This is a genomic window from Microbacterium sp. NPDC089190 (genome assembly GCF_040701795.1).
In the GTDB taxonomy this organism is placed as follows: Bacteria; Actinomycetota; Actinomycetes; order Actinomycetales; family Microbacteriaceae; genus Microbacterium; species Microbacterium galbum.
Genome location: NZ_JBFBHF010000002.1, coordinates 1 through 26,766 on the forward strand (window position 1 = coordinate 1; position 26,766 = coordinate 26,766).

At 70.8% G+C, this 26,766-nt stretch carries 25 protein-coding genes and 1 tRNA gene; 11 read left to right on the forward strand and 15 right to left on the reverse strand.

All coding sequences use genetic code 11. From position 1 onward, the window contains the following. Positions 1–288 precede the first annotated feature (288 nt). Positions 289–3,876 (reverse strand): transcription-repair coupling factor, encoded by a 3,588-nt coding sequence (gene mfd, locus AB0230_RS05850; RefSeq protein ID WP_366374542.1) that lies wholly within the window; start codon positions 3,874–3,876, stop codon positions 289–291. Between the two features lie 185 nt (positions 3,877–4,061). On the opposite strand from mfd, the gene AB0230_RS05855 reads away from it, so the two are divergent. Both AB0230_RS05855 and AB0230_RS05860 read left to right on the forward strand, forming a co-directional pair. Then, entirely contained in the window at positions 4,062–4,550 is a 489-nt protein-coding gene (locus tag AB0230_RS05855) for a hypothetical protein (protein ID WP_315994611.1), read from the forward strand. A 107-nt stretch (positions 4,551–4,657) separates the two neighbouring features. Beyond that, complete coding sequence (locus tag AB0230_RS05860) at positions 4,658–5,128, forward strand: hypothetical protein (protein WP_315994612.1); 471 nt, start codon at positions 4,658–4,660, stop codon at positions 5,126–5,128. Between the two features lie 76 nt (positions 5,129–5,204). Here the strand turns inward: AB0230_RS05860 and pth are convergent, their stop codons facing one another. Together pth and AB0230_RS05870 are read right to left on the reverse strand one after the other, a co-directional pair. Then, a complete protein-coding gene (gene pth, locus AB0230_RS05865; RefSeq protein ID WP_315994613.1) occupies positions 5,205–5,789 on the reverse strand; it encodes an aminoacyl-tRNA hydrolase in 585 nt (194 codons plus the stop codon). A gap of 105 nt (positions 5,790–5,894) precedes the next feature. Next, positions 5,895–6,536 carry a 50S ribosomal protein L25/general stress protein Ctc gene (locus AB0230_RS05870; protein WP_315994614.1) on the reverse strand — a complete coding sequence of 214 codons (642 nt, stop codon included), beginning with the start codon at positions 6,534–6,536 and terminating at the stop codon, positions 5,895–5,897. A gap of 296 nt (positions 6,537–6,832) precedes the next feature. Here AB0230_RS05870 and AB0230_RS05875 point away from each other — a divergent pair, with 296 nt between their 5' ends. After that, positions 6,833–6,958: a hypothetical protein gene (locus AB0230_RS05875; RefSeq protein ID WP_315994615.1), complete on the forward strand. Its 126-nt coding sequence runs from the start codon at positions 6,833–6,835 to the stop codon at positions 6,956–6,958. 244 nt (positions 6,959–7,202) lie between these two features. Here AB0230_RS05875 and AB0230_RS05880 read toward each other — a convergent pair whose 3' ends face one another. Genes AB0230_RS05880 through AB0230_RS05890 form a run of 3 tightly spaced genes read right to left on the reverse strand, consistent with a single transcriptional unit; the run spans position 7,203 to position 10,387 of the window. Continuing rightward, the gene (locus tag AB0230_RS05880) at positions 7,203–8,204 is read right to left on the reverse strand and encodes a zinc-binding dehydrogenase (protein ID WP_366374547.1); all 1,002 of its coding nucleotides are present in this window, start codon (positions 8,202–8,204) and stop codon (positions 7,203–7,205) included. Between the two features lie 18 nt (positions 8,205–8,222). Then, positions 8,223–9,002 carry an SDR family oxidoreductase gene (locus AB0230_RS05885; protein WP_366374549.1) on the reverse strand — a complete coding sequence of 260 codons (780 nt, stop codon included), beginning with the start codon at positions 9,000–9,002 and terminating at the stop codon, positions 8,223–8,225. Next, positions 8,999–10,387: a GntP family permease gene (locus tag AB0230_RS05890; RefSeq protein WP_315994618.1), complete on the reverse strand. Its 1,389-nt coding sequence runs from the start codon at positions 10,385–10,387 to the stop codon at positions 8,999–9,001. The genes AB0230_RS05885 and AB0230_RS05890 overlap by 4 nt, the downstream gene beginning before the upstream one ends. 139 nt (positions 10,388–10,526) lie before the next feature. On the opposite strand from AB0230_RS05890, the gene AB0230_RS05895 reads away from it, so the two are divergent. From AB0230_RS05895 to AB0230_RS05920, 6 genes are all read left to right on the forward strand, one after another. Next, positions 10,527–11,222: an FCD domain-containing protein gene (locus AB0230_RS05895; RefSeq protein ID WP_315994619.1), complete on the forward strand. Its 696-nt coding sequence runs from the start codon at positions 10,527–10,529 to the stop codon at positions 11,220–11,222. Positions 11,223–11,249: 27 nt separating this feature from the next. Then, positions 11,250–11,756: a gluconokinase gene (locus AB0230_RS05900; RefSeq protein ID WP_363578630.1), complete on the forward strand. Its 507-nt coding sequence runs from the start codon at positions 11,250–11,252 to the stop codon at positions 11,754–11,756. An 88-nt stretch (positions 11,757–11,844) separates the two neighbouring features. Then, positions 11,845–13,440, forward strand: a complete 1,596-nt coding sequence (gene gndA, locus AB0230_RS05905; RefSeq protein WP_363578629.1) for an NADP-dependent phosphogluconate dehydrogenase — start codon at positions 11,845–11,847, stop codon at positions 13,438–13,440. Between the two features lie 29 nt (positions 13,441–13,469). After that, positions 13,470–13,916 (forward strand): VanZ family protein, encoded by a 447-nt coding sequence (locus AB0230_RS05910; RefSeq protein ID WP_315995256.1) that lies wholly within the window; start codon positions 13,470–13,472, stop codon positions 13,914–13,916. Positions 13,917–13,921: 5 nt separating this feature from the next. After that, positions 13,922–14,656, forward strand: coding sequence for a response regulator transcription factor (locus tag AB0230_RS05915; RefSeq protein ID WP_264631701.1), 735 nt, complete (start codon positions 13,922–13,924; stop codon positions 14,654–14,656). Positions 14,657–14,760: 104 nt separating this feature from the next. Beyond that, the gene (locus AB0230_RS05920) at positions 14,761–16,206 is read left to right on the forward strand and encodes an ATP-binding protein (RefSeq protein WP_366374551.1); all 1,446 of its coding nucleotides are present in this window, start codon (positions 14,761–14,763) and stop codon (positions 16,204–16,206) included. A gap of 108 nt (positions 16,207–16,314) precedes the next feature. Here AB0230_RS05920 and AB0230_RS05925 read toward each other — a convergent pair whose 3' ends face one another. The 8 genes from AB0230_RS05925 to AB0230_RS05960 all read right to left on the reverse strand — a co-directional run bounded on the left by AB0230_RS05925 (position 16,315) and on the right by AB0230_RS05960 (position 23,664). Then, positions 16,315–17,283 (reverse strand): S41 family peptidase, encoded by a 969-nt coding sequence (locus AB0230_RS05925; RefSeq protein WP_363578627.1) that lies wholly within the window; start codon positions 17,281–17,283, stop codon positions 16,315–16,317. Next, entirely contained in the window at positions 17,280–17,756 is a 477-nt protein-coding gene (locus AB0230_RS05930; RefSeq protein WP_315994624.1) for an NUDIX domain-containing protein, read from the reverse strand. The genes AB0230_RS05925 and AB0230_RS05930 overlap by 4 nt, the downstream gene beginning before the upstream one ends. Before the next feature lie 20 nt (positions 17,757–17,776). Then, positions 17,777–19,330, reverse strand: coding sequence for a flavodoxin reductase (locus AB0230_RS05935; RefSeq protein ID WP_366374552.1), 1,554 nt, complete (start codon positions 19,328–19,330; stop codon positions 17,777–17,779). A 31-nt stretch (positions 19,331–19,361) separates the two neighbouring features. Continuing rightward, entirely contained in the window at positions 19,362–20,240 is an 879-nt protein-coding gene (locus tag AB0230_RS05940; protein WP_366374553.1) for an FAD:protein FMN transferase, read from the reverse strand. 5 nt (positions 20,241–20,245) lie between these two features. Next, complete coding sequence (locus AB0230_RS05945) at positions 20,246–20,740, reverse strand: hypothetical protein (protein ID WP_366374554.1); 495 nt, start codon at positions 20,738–20,740, stop codon at positions 20,246–20,248. A gap of 378 nt (positions 20,741–21,118) precedes the next feature. Continuing rightward, positions 21,119–22,153, reverse strand: a complete 1,035-nt coding sequence (locus AB0230_RS05950; protein ID WP_315994628.1) for a ribose-phosphate diphosphokinase — start codon at positions 22,151–22,153, stop codon at positions 21,119–21,121. After that, the gene (gene glmU / locus AB0230_RS05955) at positions 22,143–23,591 is read right to left on the reverse strand and encodes a bifunctional UDP-N-acetylglucosamine diphosphorylase/glucosamine-1-phosphate N-acetyltransferase GlmU (protein WP_366374556.1); all 1,449 of its coding nucleotides are present in this window, start codon (positions 23,589–23,591) and stop codon (positions 22,143–22,145) included. Before glmU ends, AB0230_RS05950 begins: the two co-directional genes overlap by 11 nt. A 1-nt stretch (position 23,592) precedes the next feature. After that, positions 23,593–23,664: transfer RNA gene (locus tag AB0230_RS05960), tRNA-Gln, on the reverse strand. 94 nt (positions 23,665–23,758) lie between these two features. Here AB0230_RS05960 and AB0230_RS05965 point away from each other — a divergent pair. After that, complete coding sequence (locus tag AB0230_RS05965) at positions 23,759–24,256, forward strand: MarR family transcriptional regulator (RefSeq protein ID WP_076676560.1); 498 nt, start codon at positions 23,759–23,761, stop codon at positions 24,254–24,256. Continuing rightward, a complete protein-coding gene (locus AB0230_RS05970) occupies positions 24,253–24,765 on the forward strand; it encodes a hypothetical protein (RefSeq protein WP_366374559.1) in 513 nt (170 codons plus the stop codon). Before AB0230_RS05965 ends, AB0230_RS05970 begins: the two co-directional genes overlap by 4 nt. A 90-nt stretch (positions 24,766–24,855) precedes the next feature. On the opposite strand, the gene AB0230_RS05975 is transcribed toward AB0230_RS05970, so the two are convergent. Then, positions 24,856–26,649 (reverse strand): ABC-F family ATP-binding cassette domain-containing protein, encoded by a 1,794-nt coding sequence (locus AB0230_RS05975; RefSeq protein WP_366374561.1) that lies wholly within the window; start codon positions 26,647–26,649, stop codon positions 24,856–24,858. Positions 26,650–26,766 lie beyond the last annotated feature (117 nt).

Sequence of the window (26,766 nt, forward strand, 5' to 3'; positions counted from 1 at the left end):
GCCGAACGGCAGAACCCCAACTGTAAACCAGAGAACCGAAACTCTCAAGAACAGATGTTGGGGGTGGTTCGCTACTTGAGGGGCTGCGGGGCCTTCCGGCCGCTCCGCTCTCCCCTGTGGGGCGAACAAGTAATAAGTTACGCCCGAACGACCACCCCGTCGAATCGAGCACACACCCCGGGCGTGTCGCGATCGTGATGCCGCGGAAACAGGCCCGAAACGCGGGATGGCCCGGCCGACGCGTCGTCGACCGGGCCATCCGGGAATCCCTCGGCGGACCGTGACCGTTCAGGCGTTCGCGGCCTCGGCGCTCTTCTGCGCCGGAGCGGGCCGGAGCGCATCGAGCAGCTGCCGCACCCAGGCGATGAGGTTCGCGTCGTCGGCATCCTGAGGAAGGGGGACGACCATGGCATCCCCTCCCGCCACCAGCTTCGCCTTCGGGTAGAGGCGCTGGAGACGCACGCGCATGGAGTCGGGGAGGTCGGCGGGGGCGATACGCAGGTTGGACCCCATCGCCACGACGTCGGCGAGTCCGGCCTGGGCGGCACGGCGACGAAGACGCGCCACGGCGACGAGACCCTCGACCTCCGCCGGGGGCTCACCGTAGCGGTCGCGGAGCTCTTCGACGACGAGGTCGATGGCATCGTCCTTCGCCGTGGCGGATGCCGCGGCCGACAGCTTCTGGTAAGCCTCGAGGCGCAGCCGCTCGCTGTCGATGTAGAACTCGGGCAGACGCGCATCGACCGGCAGCTCGAGGCGCAGCTCGGTCGGGCCGTCGACGTCTTCACCGCGGAATGTCGACACCGCCTCGCCGATCATGCGCAGGTACAGGTCGAACCCGACGCCGGCGATGTGGCCCGCCTGCTCCGCTCCCAGCAGGTTGCCGGCTCCGCGCAGCTCGAGGTCTTTCAACGCCACCTGCATTCCGGAACCGAGGTCGTTGTTGACCGCGATGGTCTCGAGGCGGTCGGCCGCGGTCTCGGACAGTGGCTTCATGTCGTCGTAGAGGAAGTACGCGTAGGCCCGGTCGCGGCCGCGCCCCACACGCCCGCGCAGCTGGTGCAGCTGCGACAGGCCGTACTTGTCGGCACGGTCGATGATGATCGTGTTCGCGTTCGAGATGTCGAGACCGGTCTCGATGATCGTGGTCGACACGAGCACGTCGGCCCGGCGCTCCCAGAAGTCGTCGACGACCTGCTCGAGGGCGTGCTCACCCATCTGCCCGTGGGCGACGACGATGCGCGCCTCGGGTACGAGCTCGGCGAGGTGCGCGGCGACCCGCTGGATCGACGACACGCGGTTGTGCACGTAGAACACCTGGCCTTCGCGCAGCAGTTCACGGCGGATGGCCGCGGCGATCTGCTTGTCGTTGCGCGGGCCTACATACGACAGGATCGGATGCCGGTCCTCCGGCGGGGTGGCCAGGGTCGACATCTCGCGAATCCCGGTGACCGCCATCTCGAGCGTGCGCGGAATGGGTGTCGCGCTCATCGCCAGGATGTCGACGTTGGTCTTCAGCTTCTTCAGTTGGTCCTTGTGCTCGACGCCGAAGCGCTGCTCCTCATCGATGATCATGAGCCCGAGGTCCTTGAAGACGACCTTCTCGGTGAGGATGCGGTGCGTTCCGATGACCATGTCGACCGTGCCGTCGGTGAGGCCCGCGAGCGTCGCTTTCGCCTCTTTGTCGGTCTGGAAACGAGAGAGCGGGCGAACGGTGACGGGGAACCCGGCGAAGCGCTCGGCGAACGTCTCGAGGTGCTGCTTGACGAGCAGGGTCGTCGGCACGAGCATCGCGACCTGTTTGCCGTCCTGGATGGCCTTGAACGCGGCGCGCACCGCGACCTCGGTCTTGCCGAAGCCCACGTCGCCGGAGAGCAGGCGATCCATCGGGATCGGCTTCTCCATGTCGGCCTTGATCTCGTCGATCGTCTGCAGCTGATCCTGCGTCTCGGCGAAGGGGAACGCCTCCTCCAGCTCGCGCTGCCACGGCGTGTCGGGCCCGAAGGCGTAGCCCTTGGACGCCATACGCGCCGAGTACAGCTTCACCAGCTCGACCGCGATGTCGCGCACGGCCTTGCGGGCACGGCCCTTGGCGGCCGCCCAGTCGCTGCCGCCCATCTTCGACAGCGTCGGCGCCTCGCCGCCGACGTACTTCGACAGCAGGTCGAGCTGGTCGGTGGGGACGAACAGCTTGTCGCCGGGATAGCCGCGCTTGGCCGGCGCATACTCCAGGACGAGGTACTCCTTCGTCGTCTTCACCGCGTTGCGGCCTCCGCTGGAGACCTCGCGCTGCGTCAGCTCGAGGAACTTGCCGATGCCGTGCGTGGCGTGCACGACGACGTCGCCGGGCTTGAGCTGCAGAGGATCGACGACGTTGCGCCGACGGGATGCGAGCTTCTTCGCGCCGCGGTTGTCGGAACCCACCGACCGGCCGTAGAACTCGGTCTCGGTGATCACGGCGAACCGCGCCTCGACGAGCTGGAAGCCCCGTTCCATCGGCGCGCACACGACGTGGGCCACCCCGGGCTCGGGCGGGAGGCGCAGATCGTCGACCCGTCGGGCCGCGATGCCGCGCTCCGCGAGGACGTCTCGGGCGCGATCCACCATCCCCGGTCCGGATGCCGTGACCACGACGGACCAGCCGTCGGCGAGCAGCTGACCGACGTGCGCGGTGGCGCCCTCGACGTTGCCCTGGAACGACGGCACCGCGTCGGCCTTGACGCGCTGAGCGGAGTCGTCGCCGATCACGAGGCCCTCGTCCTCGGCATCCGCCGCTCCGGAATCGAAAGCGCTGAGCTGCCACCACACGCCTCCGCGGCCGCTCGCGCGCTCGTGCAGGTCGTCGAGCGTCACGAAGTCGCCGGAGTCGAGATCGACGGGGGTGTCGGCCCCCGCGGTCGCCGCCGACCAGGCGGCCTCGAGGAACTCGCGGTTGGTGTCGCCGAGGGTCGTCGCGCGGGCGAGAGAACGCTCGGGATCGACGAGGGCGACGGCGCTGCCGCCCGGCAGGTAGTCGACGAGGGTGACGAGATCGTCGACGAGCACGGGGATGAGGGACTCCATGCCCTCGGCGGGAATTCCCTCGGCCATCTTCTCCAGGAGCTGACGCAGGCCCGGGTACCCGTCGCGCAGCGCGGCCGCTCGGGCGCGCACCTCCGAGGTGAGGAGGAGTTCGCGGCTGGGGACGAGCGTGACCTCGGTGACCTCGCCGGGCAGCGATCGCTGGTCGGCGACCGAGAAGGCGCGGATCTGATCGACCTCATCGCCGAAGAACTCCACGCGATAGGGGTGGTCGGCCACCGGAGGGAAGACGTCGAGGATGCCGCCGCGCACGGCGAACTCGCCGCGCCGGGACACCATGTCGACCCGGTGGTACGCCAATTCGACGAGGCGGGTGGTCACGCTCTCGAGCTCGTGCCCGCGTCCGCCGACCACGAGTTCGACGGGCTCGACGTCGCCGAGCCCGGGCGCGAGGGGCTGGAGGGCGCTGCGGACGGACGCGGTGACGACCAAGGGCGACTCGCCGTTCCACGCGGCGATGCGCCGGAGGACGTCGAGGCGGCGCCCGACCGTCTCGGGGCTGGGGCTCAACCGCTCGTGCGGAAGCGTCTCCCAGGCGGGGAAGTGCAGCACCTGGGCGCCGGGGAGCACGGCATCCAGTGCCGGACCGAGCGACTCGGCCCGACGACCCGTCGGCGCGATCACCAGAACGGCGCCCGGGTCGCCTGAGGCGCGACGACGCTCGATCAGGCCCGCGATGACGGGCGCGTCGAGGCCGTCGACGAGGGAGAGAGACAGGTCGGCGGAGGCCGCGGACGCGGCCTCGCGGTACGACTCAGCCTGCTCGAGGGCGCGGACGATCCCGGGAACTGTCACTCGGGAAAGTCTACGCGGGGCCACCGACACCGGGCGGGGCTGGACGAACACGGGCACGGTCATTCGTGCGATGTCGACCGGTGATGTCGACGGGTGCAGCCACCTCCGGGTGAAGCGAAGCCACCCGGGACGGGGCTCGACGGGCTGAGCCACCCCGGAGGGAGGGTCCTGCGTAGAGTGGCGGCATGTCCTCCCCCAGCGCTCCGGACGGACCGGTCTTCACAGCGCCCCACGTCGCGCCGCCGGTCGGGACCCTGCTCGCTCCCGTGCCGACGAAGCGCCGCGGGCGGCCGCTGGGAACGTGGGCTCTGCTGCTGGCGCTGATCGCGGGGGTGCTGGCATCCGCCGTCGCCGGATTCGTCGCGTTCCGCATCGCGCGGGGTGCCGGGCCCGGTCTCCTCGCCGCCGGCCCCTCGACCATCGATCTCCGGGTGCTCTCACCCGTCCGCGATCTGGTGCTGGTCGGCGAGATCACCTTCTGGACGGCGACGGTCATCGGCGTCGCCGCGGTCGCGATGGGCATCGTGGCGACGGTGCGCGGCTCCGCACGCGGGGCGGGCATTGCGGCGATCGTGATCGGCGTGCTCGGACCTGTGCTCTTCGGGATCTTCGTCGCCCTCGCGCTCGTCGGCGGGATCGCGACCTTGCCGGGTGGAACCGGCGTCGCGGTCTGACCCCGCTACCGGTCGGCGCGCCCGCCGTCCACCCGGTGAGCGGCGACGGCGGATTTCCTAGGCTGGGGTCCGGGCAACGGCCCGTCGACCCATCCGAGGAGGATCCCGTGAGCAGCACCACTCCCCCGCCCTACGATCGCGCGAACGCCTACCCCGACGCCGGCCGGGCGCCCTCGGCACCGGTGTACGACGGCGGTCGGCGATCGACGACCCTCGGGCTGATCGCGTTCCTCGCCGCGGCCGCGGGCGTCGTCGTGGGCATCATCCTCGCCGTCATCGCCGGCGTGCAGGCCGGCGGGTTGCAGCAGTACGCCGGGCTGGACGGTCAGAACGACCCGACGACCTTCCCGCCGGACGCCTCGCAGAAGGCCATCGCCGCCAGTGTGCTCGGCATCGCCGCGTTCGCCGTCTACGGGATCTTCGCGCTCTGGGGATTCATCCAGGGCATCGTCGCCGCGGTCAAGAACCGCGGGCGCGGATGGGGCTTCGCCGCCGTCGCCATCTCGGTCCTCGGCGGCATCGCCGTCATCGTCGCGTTCGTGAGCGGCATCGGGATCGGCGTCGGCTCCGGCATGTGACCCCCTCACCGCCACGACGGCCCCGGTCCTCACGGACCGGGGCCGTCGTGCGTACGGGGCGTCGGCTCAGCGCCGCTCAGGCGCGCGGGGCGTGGAATCGCTGCTGCGCGGCGACGAGTCCCTCCTCGACCAGGAGCTCCACGGCATCCGCGGCATCCGAGACGAGGATCGGCAGCGTCGTGCGCTCGGTGGCGCCGAAGGGGTCGAGCACCCAGTCGGCAGGATCCTGGCGACCCGCCGGTCGGCCGATGCCCACCCGCACACGCGGGAAGTCCGCCGTGCCGAGCGCCTTCGCGACGTCGCGGACGCCGTTGTGCCCGCCGTGACCGCCGCCGGTCTTGAGCTTGAGCGTGTCGAAGGGGATGTCGAGCTCATCGTGGACGACGACGACGCGATCGGGGTCGATGCCGTAGAAACGCGCGAGACCCGCCGCGGGGCCGCCCGAGACGTTCATGAAGCTGTTCGGCTTGGCGAGGATGAGCTTCGCCGCGCCCGGGCGCACCCAGGTCTCGGCCACGCGCGCGTTCGCCTTGTGCGCACGGAACGCCTCACGCCGGCGGGCGGCGAGCTCGTCGACGACCATCTGGCCGATGTTGTGGCGCGTGGCCTCGTATCGCGGTCCGGGGTTGCCGAGACCGATGATGAGCCAGGTGTCAGCCATGGCATCCATCCTTCCGGATCCGCGCGCGGACCCCGTGGAAACGACCGAGGGGACGCGAATCCGCGTCCCCTCGTCGTGTGCGGGTCTCGGAGGACCCGCGCAGGATCAGTTCTCGTCGCCCTCTTCGGCGGCCGTCTCGGCCTCCTCCGACTGCTCCTCGGCGACCTCGGCGTCGGCCTCGGCGATCTCCTCGTCGGCGGCGATGGTGTCGAGCGGAACCGAGACGCCCACGACGAGGGTCTCGGGCTCGGTGACCAGCGAGGCGCCGGCGGGGAGCGTCAGGTCGGCGGCGGTGATCTGGGTGCCGTCCTCGGCGCCCTCGACGTCGACCTCGATGTTCTGCGGGATGTGGGTGGCCTCGACCTCGAGCGACACCGAGGTGGCGTCGAGCATCGCGATGGTGCCGGGGAAGGGCTCACCGGTGACGACGACGGGCACGTCGACCTGGACCTTCTCGCCCTTCTTCACGACGATGAGGTCGATGTGCTCGATGATCTGACGCACGGGGTCCTTCTGCACATCCTTCACCAGGACGAGCTGGCTCTTGCCCGCGATGTCGAGGTCGAGCAGCGCGTTGGCGCGACGGATGAGCAGCGCGGTCTGGTGACCGGGCAGCGCGACGTGCTGGGGCTCGGTGCCGTGACCGTAGATGACGGCCGGGATCTTGCCCGCGGCGCGGAGGCGACGGGCGAAGCCCTTGCCGAAGTTCTCGCGGAGCTCCGCGACGACCTTGTTGTCTTCCGACATGTTGTTCTCCTCGCGGGCTCATGTCCCGCAGCTTGTGAGCGGACGGTGTCCGCACCTGTGTGGTCTGGATTCGACTCGAACGCGAGCGCGTGAGGAAAGCCGGGAGCCTGCATCACCGCGTCGATCACGGATGCCGGGTGCTCCCTGCGGGCGCACAGCGATGGCATCCCTCGCCGAAGTACCCCGGAAGTCTACCAGCGACGGCCCGCGCTCTCGACCCCCGCGATGCGGGGGCGGACAGGAGCACGCGACGGCGACGGTAGGATCGAGGGGCCACACCGACCCGGAGGATCATCATGGACAGCGGCTTCTTCTCTCACGTCGTGATCTGGGTCGTCGGCGGCCTGGCCGCGATCGGCGGCGTCGCCGCGATCGGCGCGCTCTTCTCGCTCGGCCGCAACGCCTCGTACAAGAAGCACTGACGCCCACACGGGCTGCTCCTCGAGCCCCGGTCTCGCGTCGAGGTGTCCGCGCGGGGGTCGTCCCCGGCGCGCGCCCCGGCTTCTTCCGACGGATTCGACGCGCCGAGCCCGTAGACCATCGTCGCCGCGACCTGACGGCGTCCGCGCGCGCATTCACGACGCATCCCGGCCGGCCCGGGCCCATCGGACGCTCGAACGCCCCGGTCACCGTCCTCTCGGGCGGCGACCGGGGCGTTCTCGTCGGTCAGAGCGCGAAGACGACCTTGCCCGAGCGCTGCGAGTCGCGCGCCGTGGCGAAGGCCTCCTCGGCATCCGTCACCGCGAACTCGTGCGTGAGCGCGCTCTCGATACCGGGGGTGGACGCGAGCAGCTGCACCGCGCGGTCGATCTCGTCGAGGAATCGGAACGCGCCGAGGTAGCGGACCTCCTTCGAGATGAAGGGGGCGAGGTTCACCGGGCGCGGGTCATCCGGCAGCATGCCGACCTGCACGACGGTGCCTCCGGGGCGTACGGCCTTCAGCGCCGTCGAGATGGAGACGGGCACGCCCGAGCATTCGAGCACCACGGCGTACGCGTTCGGCTCGACCTGCTCGCTCGACACGTCGATGGTCGCCGCAGCGCCCAGGTCCGCGGCGCGCTCGAGGGGCCCGGTCAACACGTCCGTCGCCGTGACGCGCGCCCCGGCGGCCGCCGCGGCGGCCACGGCCATCAGGCCGATGGGTCCCGAGCCGGTGACGAGGACCTCGAGTCCCGCGACGTCTCCCGCCTTGCCGAGCGCGTGCAGCGCCACGGCCAGAGGCTCGGCCAGCACCGCCCGGCGCACCGGCAGCTCCTCCGGCAGCACGCGCACCATGTCGGCCTCGACGATCAGGTACTCGGATGCCGCGCCCTGGGTGTGCGGCCATGCCGAGGCGCTGCCCAGGTACGACCCGCCCGGCCACAGGTGCGGGGCGTTCTCGATGCCCTCTCGCGGCGTGCCGAAGCGGGCGGGGTGCACGGTGACCGGCGTCCCCTCCGCCAGAACACCGGAGGGATCGAGGTCGACCCGCCCGGAGAGCTCGTGCCCCGGAACCAACGGCTCGCGCACGACGAAGGCGCCGTTGGCCCCCTCGTAGTAGTAGTGCAGGTCGGATCCGCAGATGCCGACGTATTCCACGCGAAGGCGCACCTGCCCCTCCCCGGGCTCGGGAACGGCGACGTCCTGCACCTGCGCGGTGAGCGCCTTCTCGATCAGCAGCGACTTCATCGGTCTCCCTCTCCGCGGTCAGACGACCGCCGTCATCCCGCCGTCGACGAAGATGTTCTGCCCCGAGACGAAGCTCGACGCGTCGGACGCGAGGAACAGCAGAGCCCCGCGAAGCTCGTCGAAGTCGCCCCATCGGGCGGCGGGCGTGCGCTGGGTCAACCAGCGCGTGAACTCGGGATCGTCGACCAGGGCGCGGTTCATCTCCGTCGCGAAGTACCCCGGACTCAGGGCGTTCACCTGGATGCCGAACCGCGCGAGGTCGGCGGCCATGCCGGCCGTGAGCTGCGCGACGCCGCCCTTCGTGGCCGAGTACGGCGCGATCGTCTGCCGCGCCAGGCGCGATTGCACCGACGCGACGTTGACGACCTTGCCCGATCCGCGCGCGACCATCGCGGGGGTGACGAACCGCGAGACGTAGAAGACGCCCGAGAGGTTCGCCGCGACGATGTCGTCCCAGTCGGCGACCGCGAACTCGTGGATCGGCGCCCGGCGCTGCACGCCGGCGTTGTTGACGAGGATGTCGGGAACCCCGACCTCCTCGAGCAGGCCGGTCACGCCCGTCTCGACCGCGGTGGCATCGGTGACGTCGAACACCACCGCGTGGGCGGGGCGCCCCGACAGCTCCTCGGCCTCGGCGCGGGTCCGCTCCACGGCATCCTCGTCACGACCGTGCACGATGACGCGGGCGCCGCCGCGGGCGAGGGTGAGGGCCAGCGCGCGGCCGAGGCCCCGCGATGAGCCGGTGACGAGCGCGAGTCGGTCGGAGACGTCGAACAGGTCGGCGTTCGAGCCGGTCACAGCAGCGCGCCGATGCCGAAGACGAGGAGCGCCGCGAGGAAGCCGAGCACCGACTCGATGGCCTGCTGCACCGTCCACGTCTTCAGGGTGGTCTTGACGTCCATACCCATCAGGCGTCCGACCAGCCAGAAGCCGGAGTCGTTGACGTGACCGGCGAACACGGAGCCGGCGGCCGTGGCGAGGGTGATGGCGACCACCTGCAGCGGCGAGAAGTCGCCCGCCATGACGGCCGGGGCCGCCAGGCCCGCGGCGGTGACGAGGGCGACGGTCGCCGAGCCCTGCGCGAGACGGAGGATGACGGCGATGACGTAAGCGGCGACGATGACCGGCAGACCGAGGTCGCCCAGGCTGTCGGCCAGCGCGTCGCCGATGCCCGAGGCGCGCAGGACGGCACCGAACATGCCACCGGCGCCGGTGATGAGGATGACCGAGCACACCGGTCCGAGCGCCGAGTCGACGACCTTCTCGAGGGCGGTGCCGTTCTCGCCGCGGCGGAAGCCGAAGACGACGGTCGCGACGAGCACGGTGATGAGCAGCGCGACGGGCGAGTTGCCGAGCAGGATGAGCACCTGGACGACCGTGTTGTCCGTCGGCACGACACCGGCGGCGCCCAGGGTGGTCAGACCCGTGTTGAGGAAGATGAGCAGCATCGGCAGCAACAGGACGGCGATGACCGTGAGCGGCTTGGGCGGGTTGGCCGGCTGATCGGCGTCGACGTCGCCGAAGAGGGCGGGCACGGGCAGCACGATGCGGCGCGCGATGAACTTGCCCCACAGGTAGCCCGAGAGGTACCAGATCGGGAACGCGATGATCAGGCCGACGATGAGCACGAGGCCGAGGTTCGCGCCGTAGAGGCCGCTCGCCGTGACCGGGCCCGGGTGCGGCGGCAGGAAGACGTGCATGACCGAGAAGGCGGCGGCCGCCGGCAGGCCGAACAGCAGCACGTTGTTGCCCGAGACGCGACGCGCGATGGCGAAGATGATGGGCAGCATCATGACGAGCCCGGCGTCGAAGAACATCGGGAAGCCGAGGATGAGCGAGACGATGCCGAGGGCGAAGGGCGCCCGCTTCTCGCCGAAGATGCGCACGAAGGTCTCGGCGAGCGACTGGGCGCCGCCGGAGTGCTCGATGAGCCTGCCGAGCATCGCGCCGAGGGCGACCAGGAGCGCGACCGTTCCGAGCGTTCCTCCGAACCCTCCGGTCAAGGTGGTCACGATGGTCGACACCGGGATGCCGGCGACGAACGCCGTCACCAGCGACACGATGATGAGCGCGAGGAACGCGTGCACCTTCAGCCAGATGATGAGCACCAGGATGAGCGCGATCGCGCCCGCGGCGATGGCGAGCAAGGGCGCCGTGCCGAGTGTTTGGGTCCAGTCGTCCACGAGATCTCCGTTGATTCAGGGGGGCGCGGCATCGGGCAAGCTGTGTGTGACCCGCACCCACGGGTGAGTGAAGGCATTTTCACATAAAGATCGTATCTTTGACAAGATAAGGTCGTATCAAACGACCTGAGGAGGGGTCATGGCCCGCGCATCGCACGGATCGTTGCTGGACGCCTTCGGCATGCGCATCGTCGACGGGGACCTGCCCACGGGCCACGTTCTGACCCTTGCCGCGCTCGAGGCCGAGTACGGCGTCTCGCGCACCGTCGTGCGCGAAGCCGTCCGCGTGCTCGAGGCCATGGGCATGCTCGCTCAGCGTCGTCGCGTCGGCATCACCGTGCGGCCCGCCTCCGACTGGAGCGCTCTGGACACCCGGCTCATCGGCTGGCAGCTCGCCGGCAAGCGCCGCGACCAGCTCATCGCGAACACCACGGAGCTGCGCGCCGCGGTCGAACCCGTCGCCGCGCGACTGAGCGCGCGTCGGGCGACCGACCTGCAACGCGGGGAGATCCTGCGCCTGGCCGAGGAGCTCGAGCGCCTCGGCGCCGCCGGTCTCGGCAACTCGCCCGAGTACCTCGCAGCCGACATCGCCTTCCACGACCTGATCCTCGTCTCCAGCGGCAACCTCATGCTCGCCGCCGCGCGCGCCCCCATCGCCGCCGCGATCGAGGGACGCTCGATGCACGGCCTGACCCCCGGCATCCCGAACCCCGACGCGCTGGACAATCACGTCGCCACCGCCGCCGCCATCGCCCGGGCCGACGCCGACGCGGCGGAGGAGCACACGCGGCTGTACGTCGCCGCCGTGCTCACCGAAGTGCGCCGCTCCATCTGACCCCTTCCCCCGACGAAGAGAGAAGCCATGACCGTCCCCGTCCTCGTATTCATGGGCCCCGCCGGCACCGGCAAGTCCACCGTCGCCGGCATGCTCGCCGGCCGGCTGGGGTGGGACTTCCAGGAGGGCGACGACCTGCACCCCGCGGAGAACGTCTCGAAGATGGCATCCGGTCACGCCCTCACCGACGACGACCGCTGGCCGTGGCTCGACCGGGTCGCCGGATGGATCGACGGTCAGATCTCCGCCGGACGGCCCGGCGTCATCACGTGCTCGGCACTCAAGCGCAGCTACCGCGACGTGCTGCGCCGCGACGACGTGACCTTCGTGCTGCTGATGGGCGACCCGAAGCTCGTGCTCGATCGTCTGCTGCGCCGCCAGGGGCATTACATGCCGCCGTCGCTGTTGACCTCGCAGTTCGAGACGTTGGAGATGCCGGATGCCGACGAGCGGGCGATCCGCGTCGACCTCGACCTGACCCCCGGCGAACAGGTGCAGGAGGTCGTCGACCGCCTCAGCCTCTCCCCCGCCTGAAACACGCGGGAGTCGAGCCGATAAAGTGGCATCGGCAACCCCATGTGCGCCCGAAACCCCTTCTCGCAGCCGATTTACGGAGCAACGAATGACGTCGACCCCCTCCCCGACCGGACCCTCGACCGACCAGGATCAGGCCCCTCACGAGGCCGCACAGGTGCACGAGGGTGCGCCCGGTATCGAAGAGGTGGACCGCCCCACCGCCGAGGCCGACTCGCGCCCCGAGGGCGACGGCGACGGCCGCGCCAACATCGGCGTCGTGGGTCTGGCCGTGATGGGCTCGAACCTCGCCCGCAACCTCGCCAGCCGCGAGGGCAACACGGTCGCGATCTTCAACCGGAGCAAGGACAAGACCGAGCACGTTCTCGAGCAGCACCCCGAGGCGAATTTCGTCGCCTCGTTCTCGTACGAGGACTTCGCCGCGTCGCTGTCGAAGCCCCGCACCGCGATCATCATGGTCAAGGCCGGCCGCCCCACCGACTTCGTCATCGACGAGCTGGTGAAGGTGTTCGAGCCCGGCGACATCATCGTCGACGGCGGCAATGCCCTGTTCACCGACACCATCCGCCGCGAGAAGGCCGTGCGCGAGACCGGCATCAACTTCGTCGGCATGGGCGTCTCGGGCGGCGAAGAGGGCGCGCTGCGCGGCCCCTCGATCATGCCGGGGGGCTCCGACGAGGCCTGGGCCACGCTCGGCCCCATCCTGAAGTCCATCGCCGCGGTCGCCGAGGGCGAGCCGTGCGTCACGCACGTCGGCCACGACGGCGCGGGCCACTTCGTCAAGATGGTGCACAACGGCATCGAGTACGCCGACATGCAGCTCATCGCCGAGGCCTACGACCTCATCCGCCGCGCCACGGGCAAGTCGCCGGCCGAGATCGCCGACGTCTTCGCCGAGTGGAACCGCGGCGAGCTGGAGTCCTACCTCATCGAGATCACCGCCGAGGTGCTGCGCCAGACCGACGCCGACACCGGCAAGCCGCTCGTCGACGTCATCCTCGACCAGGCCGGGGCCAAGGGCACCGGCGCGTGGACCGTTCAGACGGCTCTCGACCTGGGCGTGCCGGTCTCGGGCATCGCCGAGGCGACCTTCGCCCGCTCGCTGTCGAGCCACCCCGAGCAGCGCGAGGTCTCGCGCGAGCTCCCCGGCCCCTCGGGCACCGACGTGCTGTCGGGCGAGGATGCCGACGCGTTCATCGAGCAGGTTCGCCTCGCGTTGTACGCCTCGAAGATCGTGGCCTACTCGCAGGGCTTCGACGAGATCCGCGCCGGCGCCGCGCAGTACGACTGGAACATCGACCTGGGCGCGGTGTCGAAGATCTGGCGCGGCGGCTGCATCATCCGCGCGCAGTTCCTCAACCGCATCGCCGAGGCGTACGACGCCGAGGCCACCCTCCCCGTACTGCTGACCGCCCCGTACTTCGTCGAGGCGCTCGGTCGCGCCCAGGACGCCTGGCGCCACATCGTCTCGCTGTCGGCGGCGAGCGGCATCCCGGCCCCCGCCTTCAGCTCGTCGCTGGCGTACTACGACGGCCTGCGCGCCGAGCGTCTGCCCGCAGCGCTCATCCAGGGTCAGCGCGACTTCTTCGGGGCGCACACCTACCGCCGCATCGACAAGGAGGGCACCTTCCACACCCTCTGGTCGGGCGACCGCACCGAGATCGAGGCGGAAGACACCCACTGACCATCGGTCGGGCGAGGCGGCGACGGGCACTGCTCGTCGCCGCCTCGTGCGTCTACGCCGCAGCGGTGTGGTGGATGACGCTGCGCCCCTCGATCTACGACGACCGGGTGGGCGGCATCCTGCACCGGGTGTTCCGCGCGCTGGCGTCGTGGCCCGGCACGGCGTGGATCACCTTCGACCTGGTGGAGTTCAGCGCGAACGTGCTGCTGTTCGTCCCCCTGGGCGTGCTCGTCGTCGCGTGGCGTCGACGGTGGTGGCAGGGGATCCTCCTCGGCCTGGTGCTGAGCGCCGCGATCGAGATCACTCAGCTGGCGTTCCTGCCGACCCGGGTCGCCGACCCGCGAGACGTCATCGCGAACACGCTCGGGGCGGCCGTCGGCGTGGGGGTCGCGATCGTCCTCAGCCGCCGGATCGTTCGCTCTCAGGAATCCCATAAGCCGCGCCATAGAAAGCTCATAGATAGGGGCGCACAATGAGTTCCATGACCGCGACCGCCGCCGCCCCCGCCTTCACCCGCCCCGACGGGAGCGCGCTGCGCGTGCTCGTCGTCGACGATGAGCAGATGCTCACCGACCTCCTCTCGATGGCTCTGCGCATGGAGGGCTGGGAGGTCAAGACCGCCGGCTCCGGATTCGATGCGCTGTCCGCCGCCCGCGACTTCGAACCGGATGCCATGGTGCTCGACATCATGATGCCCGACCTCGACGGCATGGCCGTGCTGCAGCGCCTGCGCCACTCGGGCAACGACGTGCCCGTGCTGTTCCTCACCGCAAAGGACGCCGTCGCCGACCGCGTCGCCGGTCTCACCGCCGGCGGAGACGACTACGTCACCAAGCCCTTCAGCCTCGAGGAGGTGGTGGCGCGCCTGCGCGGCCTGATGCGGCGGGCCGGGACCGCGCTGACGCGCGACTCCGAGCCCATCCTGCGGGTCGGCGACCTGTCGCTCAACGAGGACAGCCACGAGGTCGTGCGCGGCGACAAGGAGATCGAGCTCACCGCCACCGAGTTCGAGCTGCTGCGCTTCCTGATGCGCAACCAGCGCCGCGTGGTCTCGAAGGCGCAGATCCTCGACCGCGTCTGGAACTACGACTTCGGTGGTCGCTCGAGCGTCGTCGAGCTGTACATCTCGTACCTGCGCAAGAAGATCGACGCCGGCAACGAGCCGCTCATCCACACCGTCCGCGGCGTCGGCTACATGATCAAAGCCCCCCAGTGACCCCGCCTCCGCGGCCGGCTCCCCCGGTCCCCCCACGCGCATCCGCGACCGAGACCCGGTTCCAGCGGCTGCGGCGGCGACCCTGGACGCTTCAGGCGCGCCTCATGACGGCGGTCATCGGCATGGTCGCTTTCATCCTCGTGATGATCGGCATCTCCACCAGCGCGATCCTCAGCGGCGTTCTCTACGTCAACCTGGGGGCGCAGGTCGACGAGGCCGCGGCCTCGATCCAGCCGCGCGCGGCGTTCCAGAGCTCGGCGGAGGAAGTGCTGGCATCCGGGTTCTTCGATCCGGGCACGCTGCTCGTCATGAACTCCCGCGGTACGGGCATCACCGGCGCCGTGGTGGGCGACGAGGGCGCCCGCGCCCTGTCGACGGACGACCTCAGTCGCATCGCCGACAGCCTGCAAGCGGCGGCGGACTCGAACGCTCAGACCGTCGAACTCCCCAATCTCGGCGAGTATCTGGTCCGCACGTTCCAGTCCCCGGGCAGCGACAGCCTCTTCCTCGTCGGTCTGCCCCTCTCGAGCGTCACGAGCACGATCGGAGCGATCCTCACCACCGTCGCCCTCGTCACCACCGGCGGTCTGCTGCTGCTGGGCGCGATCATCGCGATCGTGATCCGCCTCGGTCTGCGTCCGCTCCGTTCGGTCGCCGAGACCGCCACCCGGGTGGCCTCGCTGCGCATGGACCAGGGCGATGTGTCGATCACCGAGCGCGTCCCCGCCGACCAGGTCGACGACCATACCGAGATCGGACAGGTCGGCCTGGCGTTGAACACCCTGCTCGACCGCGTCGACGCCTCGCTGTCGGCCCGCCAGCGCAACGAGGAACTCATGCGCCGGTTCGTCGCCGACGCCAGTCACGAGTTGCGCACCCCCTTGGCATCCATCCGAGGATTCTCGGAACTGTCGCTGCGCGCCATGCGGCAGGCCCAGGATGACGAGAGCCGCCAGCGCACCGCTCTCGCGGTCGAGACCACCGAACAGTCGCTCGAGCGCATCCAGGCGCAGTCGCTGCGCATGACCACCCTCGTCGAGGATCTGCTGCTGCTCGCGCGGCTCGACGAGGGGCAGGAGCTCGTCTACGGATCGGTCGATCTCACGCAGCTCGCGGTCGAGGCGGTCGGAGACGCCCGCCCGGCCGGCCCCGACCACTCGTGGAGCATCGAGGTCCCCGACGAGCCGGTCGAGCTGGCCGGCGACGCGTCACGGCTGCACCAGGTGATCGCGAATCTCCTCGCCAACGCGCGCACCCATACGCCCGCCGGCAGCACCGTGACCGTGTCGGTCGCGCACGAGGGCACCGAGGCCGTGCTGCGCGTCCACGACGACGGCCCCGGCATCGACCCCTCCGTCGCCTCGCAACTGTTCGAGCGCTTCGCCCGCGCCGATCGCTCGCGCGACCGCAAGACCGGCGGCACGGGACTCGGCCTCTCGATCGCGCGCGCGATCGTGGACGCCCACAACGGCACCATCACCGTGCGCAGCGCTCCCGGCGACACGACATTCGAGGTGCGTCTGCCCGCGAAACCGGCCGACCCGGCGTGAGCCGGACGGTCTGAGCCCACCCGGTGCGAGCCGGACGGTCTGGGCGACCGGGTGGGAGCGTTCGGCGCGGGTCGACACGGTCCGCGCTGCGTCGGCCGGCCCGGGCCGTCAGGTGCAGCGGGCGCGCAGCTCGGCGCGGGCCCGTTCGATGTCGCTCGGGACGCTGCCGGGCGGCGCGACGACATCGGGCTCGAGGGGGCCGTCGTAGACGGTGCCCGTGCGGTCGACGTCGTACGAGGTGGTCAACACCAGCCTTGCGCCGTCGCTGAGCTCGCGCACCTCGTTGCCGGTGGTCAACCCCGCCGTGCGCGCGCCGACGCGCACGGTGTCGGCCTGACCCGCGAAGGCGATCGCCACGATCTCGGCGGCGCTTGCGGTGGTCGTCGACGTTAGCAGAGCGACGGGGGCGTCGATCGTGAAGCCGCCCGGCGTCTCGGTGCCGGCGTCTCCGGGGGTCGACACGACGCCGCCGCCCTCGACGCGCGCCCACGCCAGCTCGCCCTCCCGCGAGCGCAGACCCACGACGTCGCCGTCGTCGAGCAGCGGGGCTGCCACGGCGAGCATCGGCCACGCGTTGCCGCCGCCGTTCGTGCGCAGGTCCACGATCCACCCGCACGTGGTGGCGTCCGCCGCCCGCTTCATCGCCGTGAGCCCGGCGGATCGGTACCGCTCCTCGGCCTCCGCGGACTGCCCGTTGAACGACGGCAGCGACACGGTCGAGATTCCCTCGAACGTCGACACCGACGGCACCGGGAACGTCGCGCCCGGCTGATCCACCGACCGCGCTGCAATAGCCTCCGCGGGGGTGAGGAAGAACGAATGGATGCCGCCCGCCGCCACCACCAGTTCGCCGAGACCGGCGTGCGCGTCGCTGATCGTCTCCCGCGCTTTCAGCTCGCCCTCCGCCGCGGTCACGGCATCCTGGAACTCGGCGGTGTCGGCATGGATGCCGTCGCGCATCTCGGCGACGGCGCGGTCGACGTAGGCGGCCACGTCGTCGTCGGCCGCCGTGCACCCCGGCAGGGACAGCGCGCCCAGGAGCGCGACGCCGATGACGACGCGGAGGCGGGACGTCACCGCCCGCCGCCCTCGAACCGCGTCGCACCCGGCGTGAGAGCAGCGCGCACCCGCGCCGCCATCTCGGCGTCGAGCACCTCGTCGACGCGCGAGACGTCGTACCACCCGAGGTCGGTCATCTCGCCGTCGACCGGCGTCGGCTCCCCCGACAGCCACCGGCACGCGAAGACCAGATCGAGGTAGTCGGCACGATCGCCGTTGGCGTAGGTCACGCGCGGGATCTGATGCACCCAGGCGAGGCGGTCGACGCCGATTCCGACACCCGCCTCTTCCAGCGCCTCGCGCGCCGCGGCGTCGGCGGGCTCCTCCCCCGGGTCGACGATGCCCGTGAGGGGAGTCAGCCGGCCGTTGTCGCTGCGGCGCCCCAGCAACACCTCGTCGCCGCGGCGGATGACGGCGGTCACCCCCACGAGGGGGAGCGGAACCGTACCGACGTGTCGACGCAGCTCGAGAACGAAGTCCGGTGTGGGCACCGGCTCACTGTAACCGGTGCTCAGTACCCCGCGAAGGCGTCGGTCGTGAGCGACTTCGCCTTCGCGAGCGCCGGCGCGAGGGCCGCGATCAGCCGCGGCGGACCGGAGACGTACGCCGCGCGCTGCGCGATGTCGGGCACCGCGCGCAGCAGCGCACCGGCATCCACGCGATCCGGCCCCGCCCACGTCCAGCCCGCCGGAAGGTCGCCCGGTTCGTCGCGCGAGAACACCACGACGGGGATGCCGCTGGCCGCGATGTCGTCACGGAAGGCCAGCTCCGCCGCCTCCGACACCACGTACACCAGCACCGCGTCGCGCTCCTGGCCGGTGGCGACGAGGTGGCGCAGCTGCGCGACGAAGGGGGTGACCCCGATGCCGGCCGCGACCATGAGCACCGGGGCGGTCGGACGCGCGGGAAGGACGAAATCGCCCCACACGCCCGTGACCGCGAGAGTGGAGCCGTGCGCGACGGCGGCGAGGGCGCGCTTGTACGACGACTGCGACCCGTCCTTGAAAGCGATGCGCACCTCGGGCAGGTCTTCGGGTGCCGAAGCGATCGAGAACTCACGGCGCGTACCGCGGCGGTCGGGCCGACGGTGCGGCACGTCGAGTTCCAGGTACTGGCCCGGGGCGAACGAGAAGGGACGCGCCGCGCGGAAGGTGAGCTCGCGCACGGTGGGGGTCAGATCGCGCCGCTCCTCGACGCGCAACCGCACGGCCGCACGCAGGCAGAACAGGAACGCCACGAGGTTGCCCACGAGCAGCGCCCGCTCCTGGCCGAGGGTGATCCCCCCGACCGCGAGCGGCCACCCGGCCAGCACGCCCACGACGATGGCGACGAGGAGCTGCTGAGCGCGGCGCGGCGGCAGCGTGAGCGGCTCCGAGAGCATGAACGCCCCGAGGAAGAGGAACGGCGACGAGAAGGCCACCTGCACCAGCACGCTCGGCACGTCGACCGGGAACCCCGCGGAGGTGAACTGAACGGTCGTGCGGACGAACGCGACCGTCATGGCCACGACCCAGAACGTCGCGACGACGGGCAGCTTGTCGGTGCGCAGCAGCAAAAGCACTCCCAGCACCAGAACCGGCGCCGCGAGCCACGGCGAACCCACCCACCACGCCGACGACCCCAGATCGGGCGCCCAGATGCTCACGATCGTCAGAACCGTCGCACCGGCCGCCGCGGGGTTGAAGATGTGGCGCCCCCGCCACGCCAGCACGTACTTCGACGCGGATGCCACGACCCCGGCCAGTACGAGACCCGCGATGCCCAGCGGTTCGACGCTCGGGCGCAGCACGAACAGCAGGATCGCGGCAGTGATGAGCGAGGACTCCAGGCGGCGCGGCATCCGGAGCACGCTCTGCGCGACGAGATCGGTCACCGCGCACGCCGCGACCAGGACGACGGCGCTGACGACGAGCTCGAGCGGCTCCGGCACGACCAGACCGGCGAACGACAGCACGAGCGAGAAGATCGCGAGCAGTCCGAGCGACGACAGGACCAGGCGGTACATCGAGACACGGCCGATGAGACCGCGCACGCGAGTGGAGCCGGCGGTGAGTGTGGTGCTCATGACAGGGGTCCCTTCCGAGGGGTGAAGAGGGTCAGGCAAAGATCTCACCGGAGAAACCGGGCGACCACTCGACCCGGCCGTCGGTGCGCATGCGCACCCACTGCGCATCCCAGGATGCCGCGAGCTCGGGCCCGCCGTCGAAGAACAGCGCCGTCGCCAGGGCGTCGGCGCGCATCGCGGTGTCGGCGAGCGCCCACGTCGCCGCATACGCGCGGACGGGAGCGCCGGTGCGCGCGTCGAGAACGTGATGGAGGCCGTCGCCCCACGCGCGGCGATTGATGGCCGAGGCGCAGAGGGCGGCATCCTCCACCGTGACGACGCCGATCACCCGCGTGGGGTCGTAGGGGTGCTCGAGGCCGACGCGCACGGGGTCCCCGCGAGCGGCGAGGTCTCCGGAGGCGTCGACGATCAGGTCGCCGTCGACGTGCGGGGAGAGGGCCTCGACGACGAGGTCGACGAGACGCCCCTTCCCGAGCGCCCCCACGTCGATCGTGGCGGGACGCGCGAGCCGCAGCCTCCCGTCGGACCACGACAGGTCCCGGCGCCAGTCGGGTGCCGCGACAGGCGCGCCCTGCGGCGCGAGGGAGAGGCGCGCGTCGTAGCCGAGCCGGGCGAGGGCGTCGCCGATCAACGGATTGACGGCACCCCCGGTCGCCCGATCGAGTTCGTCGTAGAGCGAGAGCATGGCATCCGCGTCACCGGGAAGGTCGACGGATGCCGCACGCCCGTCCGCGAGGGCCGACACCACCGAGTCGTCGCGGAAGCGCGACCACTCGCGGTCGAACCGCTCGACGACGGCGGTCACTGCATCGCGGGCGACCGGCGGCACGGTTGCGGCCGAGTCGATCGCCCACGACGTGCCGATCGCGTCGAAGGCCCACGTCGAGCCCGTCGCGGTCGGAGTGCTCATCTCGGTCAGGCCTTCGCCTCGGTCTTGATGGTCTCGACGGCCGTGTTGAAGCCGCCGCTGGTGAGGGAGGATCCGGCGACCTTGCTCACCGAGATCTCGTCGAGCTTCTTGCCGACGACCTCGTCCTGGATGCCGCCGATGAACTCGCTCTGGTACCGCTTGGACTCCGCGGCCTGCGGGTCGCCGGTCACCTCCACGGCCGTGACGGTGTCGCCCGCGATCGTGAGGGTGACGTCGATCGTCTCGACGCTCTCGGGGGTCGCGTACTGCCCCGTGGCCTCGTAGGCGCCGTCGGCGTAGGTGCCCGAGGTCGCGGAGCCGGTGGCGGAGCTCGCGCTCGCGCTGGGGGCGGACGAGGCGGCGGGGGCCGCGGTCGTCTCGGCGGGAGCGGCGGCGTCGGTCGTGCCGCCCGCGCACCCGGCCAGGGTGACGATGCCGGCGACGCCCAGGAGGGCGGTCCCGACGCGGACGGGACGGGGTACGGCTGTGGTGCGGATCATGGAGGGTCCTCCTTCGGTCGTGCCTCGCGGCGCGTGCATGCTCACGGTAGGGACACGACCTTCACGGCTCCCCGGTTCATACCTTTGTGCCGGCTATGAGCGGAGGCGACGCGGGAGGTCTCCGCGCCTGTCGAAGGGACCGGCGCCCAGCAGCGCCTCCTCGAGCCGACAACAGACGGAGGCCCCTGAGCCTGTCGAAGGGATCGGTGGCTTCGACAGGCTCAGCCACCTGACGAGCGTCGGGAAAACGGACGCAGCCACCTCACCCAGCGAGGACCGGTGGCTTCGACAGGCCCAGCCACCTGGCGACCGTGGGAAAACGGGCGCAGCCGCCTCCCGGCGGGGAGGCGGCTGCGTCGCGACAGGCGGGGAGGGCGCTTACGCGTCGCCGCCGAACATGCTCGTGACCGAGCCGTCTTCGAACACCTCGTGGATGGCGCGGGCCAGCAGCGGTGCGATCGGCAGCACCGTCAGGCGATCGAAACGGCGCTCGGCGGACAGCGGAACGGTGTCGGTGACGACGACCTCGTCGATCGCGGCATCCTGAAGCCGTTCCGTGGCGGGATCGCTGAAGATCGCGTGGGTCGCGGCGACGATGACCTTGCGGGCTCCGGACGCCTTGAGCGCCTGCGCGGCCTTCTGGATCGTGCCGCCGGTGTCGATCATGTCGTCGACGAGCAGGCAGGTGCGGCCCTTCACGTCACCGACGATCTCGTGCACCGAGACCTGGTTGGCGACCTTCGGGTCGCGACGCTTGTGGATGATCGCGAGCGGAGCGCCGAGGCTGTCGGACCACGTGTCGGCCACGCGTACACGGCCCATGTCGGGAGAGACGACGGTGAGGGTCTCGCGGTCCTCCCCCGTGAGCCCCTGCTCGAAGTGCTCGAGCAGCACGGGCTTGGCGAAGAGGTGATCGACGGGGCCGTCGAAGAAGCCCTGGATCTGCGCGGCGTGCAGGTCCACGCTCATGATCCGGTCGGCGCCCGCGGTCTTCAGCAGGTCGGCGACGAGACGAGCGCTGATCGGCTCGCGTCCCCGGCCCTTCTTGTCTTGCCGCGAGTACGGGAAGTACGGCGCGACGACGGTGATGCGCTTGGCGGAGGCGCGCTTGAGGGCGTCGAGCATGATGAGCAGCTCCATGAGCCATTCGTTGACCGGCGGTCCGAACGACTGCACGACGAAAACGTCGCATCCTCGGATCGACACCTCGAAGCGGGTGTAGATCTCACCCGAGGCGAAGGTGCGGTGCTCGGTGGGGGCCAGCTCGGTGCCGAGGTGCTCGGCGACCTGCTTCGCCAGTTCGGGATGCGACCGGCCGGAGGCGACGACGAGCCGCTTCTTGGTCTTGGCGACGAGCCCGGGGGCGATGCCGTTGTCGCGGTCGAGGTCTACACGATTCTTCTTACGAGCCATCGGCCGCTTCCTGTTCAGCCCGAGCCCGCGCAGCCACGTCGGCCGCCGCGGTGCCCGGTCGGTTCTTCTCGACCCACCCCTCGATGTTGCGCTGGGGGGACACGCTGAGCGCCAGAGCACCGGCCGGAACGTCCTTGCGGATCACCGCCCCGGCACCCGTCTTGGCACCGGCTCCAATCGTAACCGGCGCCACGAAGACGTTGTGCGATCCGCTGTGCACATCGTCGCCGATGACGGTGCGGTGCTTGGCGATGTCGTCGTAGTTGGCGGTGATCGCGCCGGCGCCGAGGTTGACCCCGCGGCCGATCTCGGTGTCGCCGATGTACGACAGGTGCGGGACCTTGCTGCCCTCTCCGATCGAGGAGTTCTTCACCTCGACGAAGGTGCCGACCTTGCCGTTGACGCCGACGCGGGCGTTCGCGCGGAGATAGGCGAAGGGACCGACGGTTGCGCCCGCCTCGACGACCGCGAGAGTCCCGTCGGTGCGCGTGACCGTGGCACCCTCACCGATCTCGCAGTCCACGAGGCTGGTGTCGGGGCCGATCGTGGCGCCCGAGGCGATGACGGTCGCTCCGCGCACGTGCGTGTTGGGCAGGATCGTCACGTCGGGAGCCAGCGTCGCCGTCACGTCGATCCACGTCGTCGCCGGGTCGACCACCGTGACGCCCTCGAGCTGCCATCTGCGTACCGTCCGGGCGTTGAGGGTGCGTCCGGCTTCCGACAGCTGCACGCGGTCGTTCACGCCGAGGGCGGCCGCCGCATCGGAGGTGACGGATGCCGCGACGCCCAGCTGCGCGTCGCGGAGCAGTCCGATCACGTCGGTGAGGTACTTCTCGCCCTGCGCGTTGGCGGTGCCCACGAGCGCCAGCTGGGCGCGCAGCGGTGCCGCCTGGAAGACGTAGACCCCCACGTTGATCTCGGTGACCGCGGCCTCGTCGGTCGTGGCATCCTTCTGCTCGACGATGCGGCGCACACCGTCGGTCTCGTCGCGCAGGATGCGGCCGTAGCCGAAGGGCTCGTCGACGCGCGCGCTCAGGAGCGTCACGGCCGTTCCGCCGGTGCGGTGGGTCGCGAGCAGCTCGGTGAGGGTGCCGGTCTCGAGCAGCGGCACGTCGGCGCTGAGCACGAGCACGTCGCCCTCGAACCCGTCGAGCGCGTCGAGTGCGGCCTCGACGGCGCGCCCGGTGCCCGGGACCTCGTCCTGATCGACCACGACGACGCCGGGGGCGAGCTCCGACACCGCCTCGGCGACGAGCTCGCGCTCGTGCCGCACGACGACGACGATGCGGGCCGGGTCGAGGGATGCCGCGGTGTCGAGCACGTGTCCGACGAGCGGACGACCGCCCACCGGATGCAGCACCTTGGGAAGACGCGACCGCATGCGGGTGCCCTGACCCGCAGCGAGGACGACGACGGCCAACTCGGTCGGTGATGTCATGCTCCGCCGCCAGGATTCGAACCTGGACCTAACAGCTCCAAAGGCTGTCGTGCTGCCGTTACACCACGGCGGACCGTGCCCGCGGGCACCGGTCAAGTCTGCCAGACGTCGGCCCTCCGCACCCTCCCGACGCCACGACCACGGCGTCCTCTCGCCATAATGAGGGAGTGAGCCGGGACAGCGACGAAGTCGACCGCATCGTCGATGCGTGGATGCGGCAGCGCCCCGATCTCGACTTCTCCCCCCTCGAGGTGCTCTCGCGCGTGGCGCGGCTCTCGCGCCACCTCGACATCGCGCGCAAGGAGGCGTTCCGCCGCAGCGACATCGAGTCGTGGGAGTGGGACGTGCTCTCGGCCCTGCGGCGTGCGGGAGAGCCGTACCAGCTGAGCCCGAAGCAGCTGCTGCAGCAGACGCTGGTGTCGAGCGGCACGATGACCAACCGCATCGACCGCCTCGTTGCCCGCCGTTTCGTGCGGCGCGAGGCCGACCCCGGCGACGGTCGCAGCATCCTGGTGACCCTCACCGATGACGGACGCGTGCGAGTGGACGCCGCGATCACGCGCCTCGTCGACGCCGAGGCTCTGCTGCTGGAGGGTCTGGCGAAGAACGACCGCGAGCGCCTCGCGACACTGCTGCGCAAGCTGAGCCTGGGATTCGACGCATGAGCACCCCCGTCTCCTCCCCCTCTCGATGGGCGCGCGTGCGCGCGTGGTTCGACGTGCGCTTCCGCTCCCCCGCGGCCATCTACGGCCTGATCGTCTTCGCGGCCTTCGTCACGATCGCCGACGACCACGCCGAAACGGTGTGGGAGGTGCTGCTGAGCGCGTCGACCTCGCTCGTGGTCTTCTTCATCGCCCACGTCTTCGCCCACACGCTCACCGAGCACGCCGACCACGGCCTACGCCACGCCACGCGCGAGGGGATGCGCCACGGCGCCGGCATGCTGTACGCCTCTGCGCCCTCGGTGCTGGTGCTGGTGTACGCCGGTCTCACCGGGATGCCGATCGACGACGCGGCCGACCTTTCTATGTGGTCGACGTTCGTCGTGCTCTTCCTGCTCGGCTACAGCGCCTACCGTCGTCGCGGCGCCCGCCTCTTCGGGCGGCTCGTCGGCGGGTTCGCGACCGCGTGTCTCGGGGTCTTCATCGCGATCCTCGAGTACGCGATCCACTGAGGCCCGCGGGTCGCATCCGATCGCCGGGGCGACGACCCGGATGCCGCAGCAGCTCGCGATCCGAAACGGGGCGCGTCGCGGCGCTCGGGCTCAGCCGATCGCCTCGGTGAGCTCGAACCAGCGTCCCTCGAGCTCGTCGCGCTCATCCTCCAAGGCGCTGATGCGCTCCATCTCCTTGCCCAGACCGACGTAGTCCGACTGATCGTGGTCGGCCAGGGCGGCTTTCGCCCTGTCGATCTGCTGCTGCAGCTTCTCGATCTTGCGCTCGGCGGCCGAGGCCTCTTTCTGCGCGGCGCGCAGGTCGGCGCCCTGCAGCCCCGCCGGAGCCACTGACCCACCGGATGCCGCGGGGCGGGAGGGCTCGGCATCCTGGAGCGCCCGCAGGCGCAGGTATTCGTCCACTCCCCCGGGGAGGTGGCGGAGCTTGGCATCCAGGATCGCGTACTGCTGGTCGGTGACGCGCTCGAGGAAGTACCGGTCGTGGGAGACGACGATGAGGGTGCCCGACCACGAGTCGAGCAGGTCCTCCATGGCCGCGAGCATGTCGGTGTCGAGGTCGTTGGTGGGCTCGTCGAGGATCAGCACGTTGGGCTGGTCGAGGATGACCAGCAGCAGCTGCAGGCGCCGCTTCTGCCCACCCGAGAGGTCTTTCACCGGGGTGGACAGCTGGGCGCTCGAGAACCCGAGGCGCTCCAGCAGCTGCCCGGGGGTCAGCTCCTGCGCCTTCGACCCGGTGCCGAAGGCGTAGGTGGTGCGGAGGTTCGAGATGACCACGCGCACCGGGTCGTCCAGGTGCTGGTCGAGTTCGTCCAGGCGCTGGGTCAACGTGGCGACTTTGACGGTCTTCCCGCGCTTCACGCGTCCGCTGGTGGGGTCGAGGGATCCGGTCACCAGGTTCAGCAGCGTCGACTTGCCCGCGCCGTTGACGCCCAGAATGCCGGTGCGCTCCCCCGGCGCGATCCGCCACTCGACGTCCTTCAGCACCGTCTTGTCGCCGAACGCGACGCCCGCGTCGAGCAGGTCGACGACGTCCTTGCCGAGCCGCGCGACCGCGAGCGACTGGAGCGCCACCTTGTCGCGGATCTCGGGGACGTCGGCGATGAGCTCGTTCGCGGTGTCGATGCGGAACTTCGGCTTCGACGTGCGCGCCGGCGCCCCGCGGCGCAGCCACGCGAGCTCCTTGCGCGCGAGGTTCTGACGGCGCTGCTCGATGGATGCCGCCTGGCGGTCGCGCTCGACGCGCTGCAGGATGTACGCCGCGTACCCGCCCTCGAAGGGCTCGACGAGGCGGTCGTGCACCTCCCACGTGGTGTTGCAGATCTCATCGAGGAACCACCGGTCGTGCGTGACGACGAGCAGGCCGCCGGCGCTCGGCGCCCAGCGCTTCTTGAGGTGTCCGGCGAGCCAGGTGATGGCCTCGACGTCGAGGTGGTTGGTGGGCTCGTCGAGGAACAGCACGTCCCAGTCGCCCGAGAGCAGCTTCGCCAGAGCGACGCGACGCCGCTGACCACCGGAGAGCTCGCCGAGTCTGGCATCCCAGGGAAGGTCTCCGAGCAGCCCGGCGATGACGTCTCGCGTGCGGGCGTCGCCGGCCCACTCGTGCTCGGGGCGGTCGCCGACCACCGCGTGGCCGATCGTGTCGTCGTCGTCGAGGGTGTCCTGCTGGTCCAGCACCCCGACCGTCACTCCCCCGCGCACCGTCACGCGCCCGCCGTCGGGTTCGCGGATGCCGGCGAGCATGCCCAGCAGGCTGGACTTGCCGTCGCCGTTGCGGCCGACGATGCCGATGCGGTCGCCCTCGTTCACTCCCAGCGAGACGGAGTCGAACACGACCTTGGTCGGGTATTCCAGGTGCAGGGCTTCGCCCCCGAGCAGATGTGCCATATCCGTCCCAGGCTACGCGGTGCGGTGACCCGCCCGAGCGCCGCGGTCGCGGCATCCTCCCTCCCGCTCACGCGGCAGCGCCGACGCAAGGGCGATTTCGACGCCGTGAGACGGCGA

Excerpts from the sequence above, each read along its gene's own strand:
- AB0230_RS05855 (WP_315994611.1), top strand. The coding sequence starts at position 4,062 with ATGTCCTCCCCCAGCGCTCCGGACGGACCGGTCTTCACAGCGCCCCAC.
- pth (WP_315994613.1), bottom strand. The coding sequence starts at position 5,789 with ATGGCTGACACCTGGCTCATCATCGGTCTCGGCAACCCCGGACCGCGA.
- AB0230_RS05870 (WP_315994614.1), bottom strand. The coding sequence starts at position 6,536 with ATGTCGGAAGACAACAAGGTCGTCGCGGAGCTCCGCGAGAACTTCGGC.
- AB0230_RS05875 (WP_315994615.1), top strand. The coding sequence starts at position 6,833 with ATGGACAGCGGCTTCTTCTCTCACGTCGTGATCTGGGTCGTCGGCGGC.
- AB0230_RS05880 (WP_366374547.1), bottom strand. The coding sequence starts at position 8,204 with ATGAAGTCGCTGCTGATCGAGAAGGCGCTCACCGCGCAGGTGCAGGAC.
- AB0230_RS05895 (WP_315994619.1), top strand. The coding sequence starts at position 10,527 with ATGGCCCGCGCATCGCACGGATCGTTGCTGGACGCCTTCGGCATGCGC.
- AB0230_RS05900 (WP_363578630.1), top strand. The coding sequence starts at position 11,250 with ATGACCGTCCCCGTCCTCGTATTCATGGGCCCCGCCGGCACCGGCAAG.
- gndA (WP_363578629.1), top strand. The coding sequence starts at position 11,845 with ATGACGTCGACCCCCTCCCCGACCGGACCCTCGACCGACCAGGATCAG.
- AB0230_RS05915 (WP_264631701.1), top strand. The coding sequence starts at position 13,922 with ATGACCGCGACCGCCGCCGCCCCCGCCTTCACCCGCCCCGACGGGAGC.
- AB0230_RS05920 (WP_366374551.1), top strand. The coding sequence starts at position 14,761 with ATGACGGCGGTCATCGGCATGGTCGCTTTCATCCTCGTGATGATCGGC.
- AB0230_RS05935 (WP_366374552.1), bottom strand. The coding sequence starts at position 19,330 with ATGAGCACCACACTCACCGCCGGCTCCACTCGCGTGCGCGGTCTCATC.
- AB0230_RS05940 (WP_366374553.1), bottom strand. The coding sequence starts at position 20,240 with ATGAGCACTCCGACCGCGACGGGCTCGACGTGGGCCTTCGACGCGATC.
- AB0230_RS05945 (WP_366374554.1), bottom strand. The coding sequence starts at position 20,740 with ATGATCCGCACCACAGCCGTACCCCGTCCCGTCCGCGTCGGGACCGCC.
- AB0230_RS05950 (WP_315994628.1), bottom strand. The coding sequence starts at position 22,153 with ATGGCTCGTAAGAAGAATCGTGTAGACCTCGACCGCGACAACGGCATC.
- glmU (WP_366374556.1), bottom strand. The coding sequence starts at position 23,591 with ATGACATCACCGACCGAGTTGGCCGTCGTCGTCCTCGCTGCGGGTCAG.
- AB0230_RS05970 (WP_366374559.1), top strand. The coding sequence starts at position 24,253 with ATGAGCACCCCCGTCTCCTCCCCCTCTCGATGGGCGCGCGTGCGCGCG.
- AB0230_RS05975 (WP_366374561.1), bottom strand. The coding sequence starts at position 26,649 with ATGGCACATCTGCTCGGGGGCGAAGCCCTGCACCTGGAATACCCGACC.